Origin of the sequence: Streptomyces sp. NPDC057253, from assembly GCF_042669125.1 — a bacterium.
GTDB lineage: Bacteria > Actinomycetota > Actinomycetes > Streptomycetales > Streptomycetaceae > Streptomyces.
On sequence record NZ_JBHUXV010000075.1, the window covers coordinates 18,024 to 30,511 of the forward strand.

Sequence of the window (12,488 nt, forward strand, 5' to 3'; positions counted from 1 at the left end):
GGCGCGGCCCCGGCGGGAGTCCTCCGCCGACACTTCCACCCCGCCCCGCGCTCCGGCCCTGTTCCCGCGGCCTCTCCCCGAGCTGCTCGCTCCACTCCCTGTCCTGCTTCAACCGACCGTGCACACCGCGGAGGTACCCCACGTGAGCACCATCCCGCCGTCCTCCGCCTTCCCCTCCACGTTCGCGGCCGTGGATCTCGGCGCGACCAGCGGCCGCGTCATCCTCGGCCGGGTCGGACCGGACAACCTCGACCTCACCGAGGCCCACCGGTTCGCCAACACCCCCGTCAAGCTGCCCGACGGGCTGCGCTGGGACGTCCTCGCCCTCTTCCAGGGCATGCTCGACGGGCTGCGCGAGGCCGCCCGTGCCGGCGGCGTCAGCTCCATCGGGGTGGACACCTGGGCCGTGGACTACGGGCTCCTCGACGCCTTCGGTTCGCCGGTCGGCCACCCCTTCCACTACCGCGACAGCCGCACCGACGGAGTCGCCGAACACGTCTGGTCCCAGGTCGGACCCGCAGAACTGTACGAGATCACCGGCGTGCAGCATCTGCCGTTCAATACCGTCTTCCAGCTCGCCGCGGAAGCGGGCGGCGCACGGCTCGCCTCGGCCCGCTCCCTGTTGCTCATACCGGATCTGTTGATCCACTGGCTGACGGGATCCATCGGTGCCGAGGAGACCAACGCCTCCACCACCGGCCTCTTCGACGCCAGGGCCGGAACCTGGTCGAAGGACCTGCTGGAACGTCTCTCCGTCGACCCCGGTCTGCTGCCTCCGCTGCGGGCCCCGGGCGACCCGGCCGGAGTCGTCCTGCCGCACGTCGCCTCCTACACCGGGCTCGCCGCGGGCACGCCCGTCACCACCGTCGCCTCGCACGACACCGCGTCCGCGGTCGTCGCCGTGCCGGCCACGGAGCCCCACTTCGCCTACATCTCGTGCGGCACTTGGTCGTTGGCGGGCCTCGAACTGGACCGTCCGGTCCTGACCGAGGCGTCCCGGGCCGCGAACTTCACCAATGAGCGCGGAGTGGACGGGACCATCCGCTACCTGCGCAACATCATGGGGATGTGGCTGCTGGAGGAGTGCCGCCGCACCTGGGCCGCCAAGGGCCTGCCCGCGCACATCCCGAGTCTGCTCGCCGACGCGGCCCGCGCCGAGCCGTTCGCGGCGGTCATCGATCCCGACTTCCATGGGTTCCTCCCTCCCGGCGACATGCCTGAACGCATCCGGGAGTACTGCCGTCGCACGGGCCAACGCGTCCCCGGCAGTCGAGGTGCCGTGGTCCGCTGCATCCTGGAGAGCCTGGCCCTGGCCCATCGCCGCACGCTCCGTCAAGCCGCCGAACTCGCCGACCGCGACATCACCCACGTCCACCTCGTGGGCGGTGCGTCCCGCAACGACCTGCTCTGCCAGCTCACCGCCGACGCCATCGGCCTGCCCGTGATCGCCGGCCCGACCGAGGCCACCGCCATGGGCAACATCCTCGTGCAGGCCAGGACCGCCGGCCTGGTCGGCGACCTGCCCGCGATGCGCCGGCTCGTCGCCGACACCCAGCACCTGCGACGGTACGCCCCTCGCGGCGACACGGCCGCCTGGGACGCCGCCGAGGCCAGGATCTCGCCGACCGGAAAGGACGCGTGATGCGCGTCGCGCTCTTCGCCACCTGCGTCAACGACGCCGTCTATCCGTCCACCGCCATCGCCACCGTCAGGCTGCTCGAACGCCTCGGCGTGGAAGTGGACTTCCCCGCCTCCCAGACCTGCTGCGGTCAGCCGCAGTTCAACACCGGCTACCGCCGGGAGACCGAACCGCTGGTCCGCCGCACGGCCCGCGCGTTCGAGGGTTACGACCATGTCGTCACCCCGTCGGGGTCGTGTGCCGCGATGGTGCGGGACAACTACCCGCGTATCGGCGCCAGGGCCGCCGCGGAGGGACGCGGCGCCGAACTGGCGGACGCCGCCGCGTCGCTCGTACCGAGGACCTACGAACTGACCGAGTTCCTGGTGGACGTGTTGGGGGTGACGGATGTCGGGGCGTACTTCCCGCACACGGTGACGTACCACCCCTCCTGCCACGGCCTGCGCATGCTGGGCCTGGGCGACAGGCCCCGCCGGCTCCTCCAGGCGGTCAAGGGCCTGGAGCTGGTCGAGTTGCCGGGCGCGGAGGAGTGCTGCGGCTTCGGCGGGACGTTCGCCGTGAAGAACGCGGACGTCTCGACGGCGATGGGCGCCGACAAGGTGCGCAACGCGCTGTCGACGGGCGCGGAGGTGCTGTGCGGCGCCGACAACTCGTGTCTGATGCATATCGGCGGCATGCTGCGCCGCCAGAACGCCCCGCAGCGCCCGCTGCACCTCGCGGAGATCCTGGCGAGCACGGAAGAGGAGCCCCTGAAGTGAGCGGGACGTTCGTAGGCATGCCGGCCTTCCCGAAGGCGGCGCACGAGGCCGTGGGCAACCAGACGCTGCGGGGCAATCTGCGGCACGCCACGCACACGATCCGTGCCAAGCGGGCGCAGGCCGTCGCCGAGGTCTCCGACTGGGCGGAGCTGCGCGAGGCGGGCAAGCGGATCAAGGACCACACCCTGCGTCATCTCGACCGCTACCTCGTGCAGTTGGAGGAGTCGGTCGTGGCGGCGGGCGGCACCGTCCACTGGGCCGCCGACGCCGACGAGGCCAACGACATCGTGACCCAACTCGTCAAGATGACCGGCGAGTCGGAGGTCGTGAAGGTCAAGTCGATGGCCACGCAGGAGATCGGGCTCAACGAAGCCCTGGAGGCCGCGGGCATCCGGGCCTACGAGACCGATCTCGCCGAGCTGATCGTGCAGTTGGGCAAGGACCGCCCTTCCCACATCCTGGTCCCGGCCATCCACCGCAACCGGGGCGAGATCCGGGACATCTTCGAGCGCGAGATGAGCGAGTGGGGCCGCCCGGCACCCGAAGGCCTCACCGACACGCCCGCCGAACTGGCCGAGGCGGCACGGCTGCACCTGCGGGAGAAGTTCCTGCGGGCCAAGGTCGGCATCTCCGGCGCCAACTTCATGGTCGCCGACACCGGCACCCTGGTGGTCGTGGAGTCCGAGGGCAACGGACGGATGTGCCTGACCCTGCCCGAGACGCTGATCTCGGTCGTCGGCATCGAGAAGATCGTGCCGACCTGGCAGGACCTGGAGGTCTTCCTCCAGACCCTCCCCCGCTCCTCGACCGCCGAGCGCATGAACCCCTACACCTCCACCTGGACCGGCACCACCGACCAGGACGGCCCTCAGACCTTCCACCTCGTCCTCCTCGACAACGGCCGCACCGACACCCTCGCCGACGAGGTCGGCCGCCAGGCCCTGCGCTGCATCCGCTGCTCGGCCTGCCTCAACGTCTGCCCGGTCTACGAACGGGCCGGCGGACACGCCTACGGCTCGGTCTACCCCGGCCCGATCGGCGCCATCCTCAGCCCCCAACTCCGCGGCACCCAAAGCGAGATCGACGCCTCGCTGCCATACGCCTCCTCGCTCTGCGGGGCCTGCTACGAGGTCTGCCCCGTCGCCATCGACATCCCCGAGGTCCTCGTGCACCTGCGCGAGCGCGTCGCCGACCAGGGCGGGGCCGGGCACAGGCTGGAGAAGGCCGCGATCAAGGCGGCCGGCTGGGTACTGGACCGGCCGGCCGCGCTCGCGGCGGGTGAACGGCTCGCGGCGAGGACCCGCGCGCTGCATCCCAACCGCCTTCCGGGTCCCGGTGCCCGGCAGTGGACCGAGAGCCGCGACCTGCCGAAGATGCCCGCCGAACCGTTCCGCGACTGGTGGAGGAAGAACCGCCGATGACCGCCACCTCCCGTGACCGGGTTCTGGCCCGGGTACGACGCGCGCTGGCCGACGCGCCCGACGTCCCCGAGGTCTCCCGCGACTACCTCGTCAGCCATACACCCGACGCGCCGGACACGGTCCTCGACCTCCTGCACGAGAACCTCGCCGACTACCGGGCCGTCGTCCACCGTGCCACGGACGCCGAACTCCCGGCCCTGATCGGTCGCCTCCTCGCGGAACACGGTGCCGACCGGGTAGCCGTCCCGCCGGGACTGCCCTCCGCGTGGCTGGCCACCACCGACGCCGAACGGCTTCCCGACGACGGTCCGTTGTCGCCGTACGAACTCGACACCGTCGACGCCGTGATCACCGGCTGCGCCCTGGCGATCGCCGAGACCGGCACCATCGTCCTGGACGGCGGCCCCAGGCAGGGCCGCCGTGCCCTGACCCTCGTCCCCGACCTGCATGTCTGCGTCGTCCGCGCGGCCGATCAGATCGTGGCCTCCGTGCCCCAGGCCCTGCCCCGGCTCGATCCGGTCCGCCCGCTGACGTGGATCTCCGGCCCGTCGGCGACCAGCGACATCGAACTCGACCGGGTCGAAGGCGTACACGGCCCACGGAGCCTGCACGTGGTCGTCGTGGTCGGCTGAGCGTCGGCTCAAGCCGACCCGGTCGGCTCCGCGAAGGGAGCACGACCGGTGCTCACGGCCATCGGAGGACGTCGGCTACACGCCGCCGCCACCGGAGCGGACCGCGGTCCGCTCCTTGTCCGACCGCCCCGGCGGCGCGACCGCGGCCGAGGGGGCGCCGGCCATCCCGCGGGTCAGCCGCTCCCCCTCGATGTCCACGTCCGGCAGGACCCGCCGCAGGAACCGCGGCAGCCACCACGCCCGGTCGCCGAGGACGGCCATCACCGCGGGTACCAGCGCCATACGGACGACGAACGCGTCCAGCAGCACACCGACACCGAGGGCGAATCCCATCCCCTTGATGACCTGCATGTCCGCGAAGACGAAGGACCCGAAGACGGCGATCATGATCAGGGCGGCGGCGGTGACGACCTTGGAGCCGTGCCCGAAGCCCCGGATCATGGCGTCGGCGGCCGTCCGTCCGTGGGCGTACTCCTCACGCATCCGCGAGACGAGGAACACCTCGTAGTCCATCGCCAGGCCGAAGAGGATGCCGACGAGCAGCATCGGCAGGAAGCTCAGCACCGGTCCGGTCTCCTTGATCCCGAGCAGGCCGGAGAGCCAGCCCCACTGGAACACCGCCACCATGGCTCCCAGGGAGGCACCCAGCGACAACAGGAAGCCCAGGGCCGCCTTCAGCGGTACGGCGACCGCGCGGAAGACCACGATCAGCAGGACGAGTGCCAGGCCCATCACCAGCAGGCAGTACGCGGGCAGGGCGGCGGAGAGCTTGTCCGCCACGTCGATGTTGACCGCGGTGGTGCCGGTGACGTCGACGGCCGTGCCGGTGCGGTCCTCGACGGCGTCGCGGGCGTGCCGGATCTCCGCCAGGACCCGCTTGGTGGCCTCCGTCTCGGGGCCGCTGGTCGGGGTGACGCTGATCAGGGCGGCGTCGCCGGACTTCGAGGCCACCGCGGGGGACACGGCGGCCACGCCCGGCAGCCGTTGCACGGTCGAGGTGAGTTCCCCGGCCGCGGACGCCACCGCCTTCTTCCCGCCCTGGACGAGGACGACGAGCGTGCCGCTGTAGCCGGGCCCGAAGCCGTCGTCGACGAGTTTCTGGGCACGGGCCGCGGAGGTGTCGGGGTCCTGTGTGCCGCCCAGTCCGAGCCGCAGGTCGGCCGCCGGGAGGGCGAGGATCCCCAGGCCGAGCAGGGACACCACGAGCACGGTCCAGCGGCGCCGCGCCACCAGGGTGGCCCAGCGCACGCCCGTGGCCGGGCGATCCGTCCGGCGGGCGGCGCGCTCGGTGGAGCGGCGCAGCACCGGCACCGTGCTGGTGGCGATCCGCCTGCCCATCAGGCCCAGCACGGCGGGGAGCAGGGTGACGGCGATCAGTACGGAGACCACCACGGTCACTGCGGCGCCGAGGCCCATCACCGTGAGGAAGGGGATGTTCACCACGGACAGCGCGGCCAGCGCGATCACGACCGTGGCGCCCGCGAACACGACCGCGCCGCCCGCCGTGCCGGTCGCGAGCCCGGCCGACTTCTCGGGGTCCATGCCGTCCCTGACCTGGGTCTGGTGGCGGGAGACGATGAAGAGGGCGTAGTCGATGCCGACGGCGAGGCCGAGCATCACGGCGAGGATGACCGAGGTGCTGTCCATCGTGACGACGCTGGTCAGGGACAGCAGGCCCAGGACGCCGACGGCCACTCCGACGAGCGCGGTGGCCACCGGGACGATCGCGGCGCGCAGGGAACGGAAGACGAGGACCAGGACGCCCAGGGCGATCAGCACGCCCACCGCTTCCCCGGGCCCCATCACCTCGACCTTGGCCTGGGAGAACGCGTCACCGCCGAGCTCCACGGTCAGTCCGGCCCGACGGGCCCCGGCGGCGGCCTCCTCGACGCCTGTCCTGGTGGCCTCGGGGAGGGTGTCGCCCTTCTCGGCGGAGAAGGTCAGCTGGGCGATGCCCGTCATGCCGTCGGCCGACACCGTTGCGGCCTTCACGTCCGGGGCAATGGCCGCGGTCACACCGGGGACACGGGCCACCTCGTCGACGGTGAGGCGCACGGTCCTCGCGCTGTCACCGGCGCTGACGGTCGCGCCGTCCGGCGCCCGGAAGACGATCTTCCCGGTGGTGTGCGTGTCGTCCGTGGGGAACTTCGCCCGCACCACGTCGAGCGTGCGCTGGGCCTCGGTGCCGGGAATGGTGGTGGCGGAGGCGAACGGCCTCATCAGACCGAGCGCGGCCACCACCGCCACGAGCAGCAGGACGGACCAGGCGCCGATGACGGACCATTTACGCCGGTAGGCGAAACGGCCCAGGCGGTACAGAAGCGTGGACACGCGAGTACTCCCGGATGCCGGAGAAGGGGAAGGGATCTGTGTGATCCACGCTAGGAACCCGGCGCCCGTCTCCCCGCCGGAACGGCCTCCTGGAGCCGGACTTCACACACAACTCCCATGGAGCGGGGGCCCGGCGATCCGACATGATCGAACGACACCACGGGGGCGCGGCATGCACGACGGGAGAAGCACGCGATATGAGTGACCAGAACTCCGCGCACGGCGCCTCGGGGCCGCCGCGGCTCGGACGGCTTCTGGTGGTCGACGACGAGCCGGCGATCCTGGACACCGTGGACCGGTTCCTGCGGTTCATCGGATACGACGTCCGTACCGCCGCCACGGCGAAGGAGGCCCTGACGGCGGCGCGGGACTTCCTGCCCGAACTGATCCTGCTCGACGTGATGCTGCCGGACGGCGACGGCTTCGAGGTGATGCGGCGCCTGCGCGCCGACGGTCTGCCGCACGCCGTTGTCTTCCTCACCGCCCGCGACACCCGGCAGGACCTGGTCAGGGGGCTCACCGCGGGCGGCGACGACTACATCACCAAGCCCTTCGGCCTGGACGAGGTGGCCGCCCGGATCGGTGCCGTGCTGCGCCGTACCCGGCGCACCGACCGGGACGATACGGTCCTGCGGGTGGCCGACCTGGAACTGGACCAGGCCACGTACACGGTGCGCCGTGCCGGGACCGCCGTCGACCTGTCCCCCACGGAGTTCAGGCTGCTGCGCTACCTGATGCTGCACAGTGGACGGGTGGTCCCCCGCGCCCAGCTCCTCGACCATGTCTGGTCGTACGACTTCAACGGAGACGACACCGTGGTCGCCACCTACGTCAGCTATCTCCGGCGCAAGCTCGACCCGCTGGGTCCCCCGCTGATCCACACGCAGCGCGGCGTCGGTTACAGCGTCCGGGAGCCGGGGTGCTGAACCGGATCCGCCGGTGGCCGCTGCGGACCCGGCTCGGCACGCTCGTCACCGCCCTGTGCGCGTGCGCCATGGCCGCCACCGCGTTCGCCTGGGTCGTCAGCGGGGACGCGGCCGTCATCGTGACCGTCGAACTGGCCGGACTGACCGGCGTGGCGGTGGTCAGCACCGCCGTGGTGCGCCGCGAACTGCGTCCCCTGGAGCGGGCCGCGGACACCGCCGACGCGATCGCGGCCGGCGAGTTCGGTCAGCGGCTCACCGTGGCCGCCACCGGCCCGGCCACCGAGGTCGGCCGGCTCGCCGAGGCGCTGAACGGCATGCTCGAACAGATCCAGAGCGCCCTCAGCGCACGCGAGCGGTCGGAGGAGCGAATGCGCCAGTTCGTGGCCGACGCCTCGCACGAGCTGCGTACCCCGCTGCAGTCCCTGCGCGGCTACGCCGAGCTCTACCAGCGGGGCGCGCTGCCGGACACGGCCGCGGTGGACGAGGCCGTGGACCGCATGCTGTCCGAGATCCGCCGGATGACGCGGCTGGTCGAGTCCCTGCTGACGCTGGCCCGGTTCGACGAGGAGGACGAGGCGGACCTGGAGCCGGTCGACCTCAGCCGGATCGCCCGCGACTCCTGTCGTGACGCCGCCGCGGTCGAACCGGAGCGACTGTTCCTGCCGGACATCGAGGCCGGAGTGGTCGTCCTGGGCGACGAGGCCCAGCTGCGGAGCCTGCTGGCCAACCTCCTCGGCAACGTCCGTATGCACACGCCCTCGGGCGCCCCCTGCCACGTCGAGGTGCGTACCGCGGGAGACGAGGCACTGCTCCGGGTCGAGGACGAGGGGCCGGGCATCCCGGGGGACGCCGTCGCCCACGTCTTCGACCGCTTCTACCGGGCCGACAAGGGGCGCAGCCGCGCCCGCGGGGGCAGCGGACTGGGGCTCGCCATCGTCGCCGCCGTGTCAGAGCTGCACGGCGGCCGGATCCGCCTCGACAGCGCCCCGGGCCGCGGCACCCGGGTGGACGTGATCCTGCCCCTTCCGCACCGGCCGGCCCGAGAGGCCCTGTGAACGGCGCTGATGACCGGCACTTCGCCATGAACGTCGTCCCTGCGACCGGCGGAACAGCATGGCGGGGATCGCGGGCAGGACGGTCCTGATCGTCGGCGCCTCGTCGGGACCGGTACGGAGGTCGCGCGCCTGCTCGCTCCCGGCGGCAACCGGCTTGTCCTCACGGCGCGGCGGGCCGCCGTGGCGGAGTTCGGCGGTGTGGACGTGGCGCTGCTCAACGTCGGCCAGGGACCGGACATGTCCATGGACCAGGTGTCCGTGGCCGACGTCTCACGGATCATGGCCCTCGACCACGGCACGGTGGTGAACTGCCTTGTCCCGTTGGTCGCGCAGATGGAGGCCAGTGGGCCGGGGGCCTGATCGCGCACGGCAACCAGCCGGCCGGCCTGATGGGCCTTCCCCGCCGGGACCCCTCCTCCACGGCGAAGGCCGCCGCGCGCACTCTTCTCGACGAGGCACGGGGCGAACTGGCGCCCCGGGGCAGCCGGTACGCCTCGATCCACCCCGGCTTCGTCGCCACCGACCGGATCAGCGAGGACGGTCCTGCCGAAGCCCTTCCAGATCCGCCAGGACCGCGCGGCGCGACATGTCGTACGGGCCCTGGAGAGGGAACCGGCGCGGGCGTACTTCCCCTGGCCCGCGGCGGCGTCGGTGCGCACGCTGCGGGCCCTGCCCACGCCGGTCTCCGACCTCCTGCTCAGGAGGCTTGCCTCCGGTCAGGAGGGCGGCGCCGTCAGGCGCGGCCCTCCAGTTCGGCGAACTTCGCCTCCAGGTCGGCGAGGAACTTCTCGGCGTTCGGGATCATCCCCGCGATCGTGCGGACCGTGGTCCCGGCGGGGGCGGCCCCCGACCCGCTCTCGATGAACTCGGCCGCCTCCGGGATGTAGGAGATCAGCAGGTCCTTGAAGGCGCGGGCGGCCTCCTCGCGGTCCAGCAGGGCGTCGATGTCCATGTCCACCGACAGCGGGGGCAGTTCGGCCTCCTCGGAAGCGAGCGTCACCGTCCAGCTGTGACGGCCCGAGCCGACCCCGACGATCTCGTCCCCGTCCGGCAGGAGGACCTCGGCGGTGGTGTTGGGCGGCACCAGCGCCTCGACCGTCACCTCCGCCCCGGTCCGGGTCCAGGAGACCGCCGCCTCGCCGTACGGGGTACGCAGCTTCGCGCCGGCGTGGGTGAGGCCGCCGCCGGGGCGGGGCTGGATGCGCAGGCGCCGGTAGCCGGGGGCTGCGGGGGCCAGACCGGCGACGGTGCGGTGCAGCCAGTCGGCGACGGCGCCCAGGGCGTAGTGGTTGAAGGAGGTCATCCCGCTGGGGTTGACGGTGCCGTCGGGCAGCAGGCTGTCCCAGCGCTCCCAGATCGTGGTGGCGCCCATGGTCACGGGGTAGAGCCAGGACGGGCACTCCGTCTGGAGGAGCAGCCGGTACGCGGTGTCCTCGTGCCCGGTGCGGGTCAGGGCGTCGCAGACCAGCGGGGTGCCGACGAAGCCCGTGGCGATCTTGTGCCCGTTGCCCCGGACCAGCCTCGCCAGCCGCTCGCCGGCGCGGTCGCGCTGGGCGTCGGAGTCCAGCAGTTCGAAGCAGATCGCCAGGGCGTACGCGGTCGGCGCGTCGGACATCATCCGGCCCGCGTCGGTGACGTACTCCCGCTGGAACGCCGTCCTCACCTCGCCGGCCAGGGCTCCGTAGCGTTCGGCGTCCTCGGTGTGGCCCAGGATCGCGGCGGTGCGGGCGAGGAGTTCGCTGGAGCGGGCGAAGTAGGCCGTGGCGACCAGTTCGCCCGGGGTCGCGGCGCCGTCGGGCCGCCCGGCGGGGGCCGTCGGGTCGAGCCAGTCACCGAACTGGAAGCCGCTGTCCCACAGCCGGCTGTCACCCGCGAGCGAGGCCACGTGCTCCACCCAGGCCCGCATCGAGCCGTACTGGGCCGCCAGGACCCCGGTGTCGCCGTAACGCTCGTGGAGCACCCAGGGCACGAACACGGCCGCGTCGCCCCAGGCCGCGGTCGGGGTGTCGGCCCCGGCCACGCCCACCCGGGGCACCACGAACGGCACCACACCGTCCGCGCTCTGCTCGACGGCGAGGTCGGCGAGCCAGGAGCCGAGGAAGCCGGCGCTGTCGTAGAGGTAGGAGGCGGTCGGTGAGAAGACCTGGATGTCACCGGTCCAGCCGAGCCGCTCGTCACGCTGCGGACAGTCGGTCGGAACGTCGAGGAAGTTGCCTCGCATGCCCCACACGACGTTCTCGTGCAGGCGGTCGACGAGTTCGTCGGAGCACTCGAACGATCCCGTGCGCTCCAGGTCGGAGTGCAGGACCACGGCACGCACCGTGGTCGGGTCGAAGTCGTCCGGCGCTCCCGTGATCTCGGCGTACCGGAAGCCGTGGAAGGTGAAACGGGGTTCGAAGACCTCCTCACCCTCTCCGCGCAGGGTGTAGGTGTCGGTCGCGGCGGCCGTGCGCAGGGGCCTGGTGCACAGTTCGCCGTCCTCCAGTATCTCGGCGTGCCGCAGGGTGACCTGGGTGCCGCTCGCTCCGGTCACGGTCAGCCGCAGCCGGCCCACCAGGTTCTGGCCGAAGTCGAGGAGCGTCTTGCCGGAGGGGGTGGCCGTCACGGAGACGGGGGCGATCTCCTCGATCCGGCGTACCGGAGGGCCGTCGGGCGCCACGAGGGTGCCGAGGTCACGTTCCAGGACGCGCACCCCGCGCCAGCCCGACTCGTCGTGGTCGGGCAGCGACCAGCCGGACCGCTCCAGCCGGGCGTCGTACGCCTCGCCGTCGTAGATGCCCGAGGAGAGGACCGGACCGGTCGCCGCACGCCACGAGCCGTCGGTCGTGATCCGCTCGGTCGTGCCGTCGGTGTACTCCACCTCCAGCTGGGCCAGCAGGGCGAGCCGGTCGCCGTAGACCGCGCGCGTCTTGCCGTCGAAACCGATGCGCCCGCGGAACCATCCCTCCCCGAGGACCGCGCCGATCGCGTTGCGGCCAGGCCGGAGCAGGTCGGTGACGTCGTGGGTGCGGTAGCGCAGGCGCTTGTCGTACGCCGTCCAGCCCGGGGCGAGGACCTCGTCGCCGACGCGGACGCCGTTGATCTCCGCCTCGAACACGCCGAGCGCGGTGGCGTACAGGCGTGCCCTGCGCACCGGGCCGCGCAGCTCGAACTCGCGGCGCAGGAACGGCGAAGGCTGGTCCGTCTGCGGGTCCTCGTCCCAGTCCGGGGTGACGAAGACGGCCGACCAGTCGTCCGGAGCGAGCAGCCCGGCCTCCAGCGGTGCCGGGGTGCTCCAGGGGGAGACGGCGCCGTCGGAGCCGGTGACCCGGACCCGGATGTCGGCCCTGCCACGCGCCGGGAGCGCGTCGAACGGCCAGGGCACGAGAACGGAGTCGGCCGACTCGACCCGCACCGTGACGGCGGGACCGTCGCCGCCCGGCACGGTCAGCTCGACCTCGTACGCCGTCTGGGTCCAGTCCCGGGCCTCGGTGAGCGTGGTCCACGACAGCCGCGGACGGGCGGTTCCGAGACCGAGCGCATCGCGCACGTGCTCGAACCGGACATCGCTCACGACACCCGTCCGGTCAAGGGTTTCCTGACTCACCTGTGGTCCTCACTTTCGCGCCGGCACGACCGTGTGCCTGTGTACATCATGAGTCGCCACGATGGTCTGAATCGATTCAAACACCGCGGGCCGGAGCCCGAGCCACCCGAGACGGTGGCCGTGAAGATCCAGACGGCGAC

9 protein-coding genes are annotated in these 12,488 nt (G+C 72.2%); 7 read left to right on the forward strand and 2 right to left on the reverse strand.

What is annotated here, in order from left to right; translation table 11 throughout:
- The first annotated feature begins 151 nt into the window (after positions 1–151).
- Genes ACFULQ_RS32275 through ACFULQ_RS32290 form a run of 4 tightly spaced genes read left to right on the forward strand, consistent with a single transcriptional unit; the run spans position 152 to position 4,450 of the window.
- On the forward strand, positions 152–1,642 hold the full coding sequence (locus ACFULQ_RS32275) for a rhamnulokinase family protein (RefSeq protein WP_383550834.1): 1,491 nt from the start codon (positions 152–154) through the stop codon (positions 1,640–1,642).
- A complete protein-coding gene (locus ACFULQ_RS32280; protein ID WP_383550776.1) occupies positions 1,642–2,397 on the forward strand; it encodes a (Fe-S)-binding protein in 756 nt (251 codons plus the stop codon). The genes ACFULQ_RS32275 and ACFULQ_RS32280 overlap by 1 nt, the downstream gene beginning before the upstream one ends.
- Positions 2,394–3,818: a LutB/LldF family L-lactate oxidation iron-sulfur protein gene (locus ACFULQ_RS32285; RefSeq protein WP_383550778.1), complete on the forward strand. Its 1,425-nt coding sequence runs from the start codon at positions 2,394–2,396 to the stop codon at positions 3,816–3,818. Before ACFULQ_RS32280 ends, ACFULQ_RS32285 begins: the two co-directional genes overlap by 4 nt.
- Entirely contained in the window at positions 3,815–4,450 is a 636-nt protein-coding gene (locus tag ACFULQ_RS32290; protein ID WP_383550780.1) for a lactate utilization protein C, read from the forward strand. Before ACFULQ_RS32285 ends, ACFULQ_RS32290 begins: the two co-directional genes overlap by 4 nt.
- A gap of 75 nt (positions 4,451–4,525) precedes the next feature.
- Here ACFULQ_RS32290 and ACFULQ_RS32295 read toward each other — a convergent pair whose 3' ends face one another.
- Positions 4,526–6,781, reverse strand: a complete 2,256-nt coding sequence (locus tag ACFULQ_RS32295) for an MMPL family transporter (protein WP_383550782.1) — start codon at positions 6,779–6,781, stop codon at positions 4,526–4,528.
- 197 nt (positions 6,782–6,978) lie between these two features.
- On the opposite strand from ACFULQ_RS32295, the gene ACFULQ_RS32300 reads away from it, so the two are divergent.
- From ACFULQ_RS32300 to ACFULQ_RS32310, 3 genes are all read left to right on the forward strand, one after another.
- A complete protein-coding gene (locus tag ACFULQ_RS32300; protein ID WP_383550784.1) occupies positions 6,979–7,707 on the forward strand; it encodes a response regulator transcription factor in 729 nt (242 codons plus the stop codon).
- Entirely contained in the window at positions 7,701–8,762 is a 1,062-nt protein-coding gene (locus tag ACFULQ_RS32305; protein ID WP_383550786.1) for a sensor histidine kinase, read from the forward strand. Before ACFULQ_RS32300 ends, ACFULQ_RS32305 begins: the two co-directional genes overlap by 7 nt.
- Positions 8,763–8,942: 180 nt before the next feature.
- The gene (locus tag ACFULQ_RS32310; RefSeq protein ID WP_383550788.1) at positions 8,943–9,122 is read left to right on the forward strand and encodes a hypothetical protein; all 180 of its coding nucleotides are present in this window, start codon (positions 8,943–8,945) and stop codon (positions 9,120–9,122) included.
- A 373-nt stretch (positions 9,123–9,495) separates the two neighbouring features.
- On the opposite strand, the gene ACFULQ_RS32315 is transcribed toward ACFULQ_RS32310, so the two are convergent.
- Positions 9,496–12,315: a glycoside hydrolase family 78 protein gene (locus ACFULQ_RS32315; RefSeq protein ID WP_383550790.1), complete on the reverse strand. Its 2,820-nt coding sequence runs from the start codon at positions 12,313–12,315 to the stop codon at positions 9,496–9,498.
- Positions 12,316–12,488 lie beyond the last annotated feature (173 nt).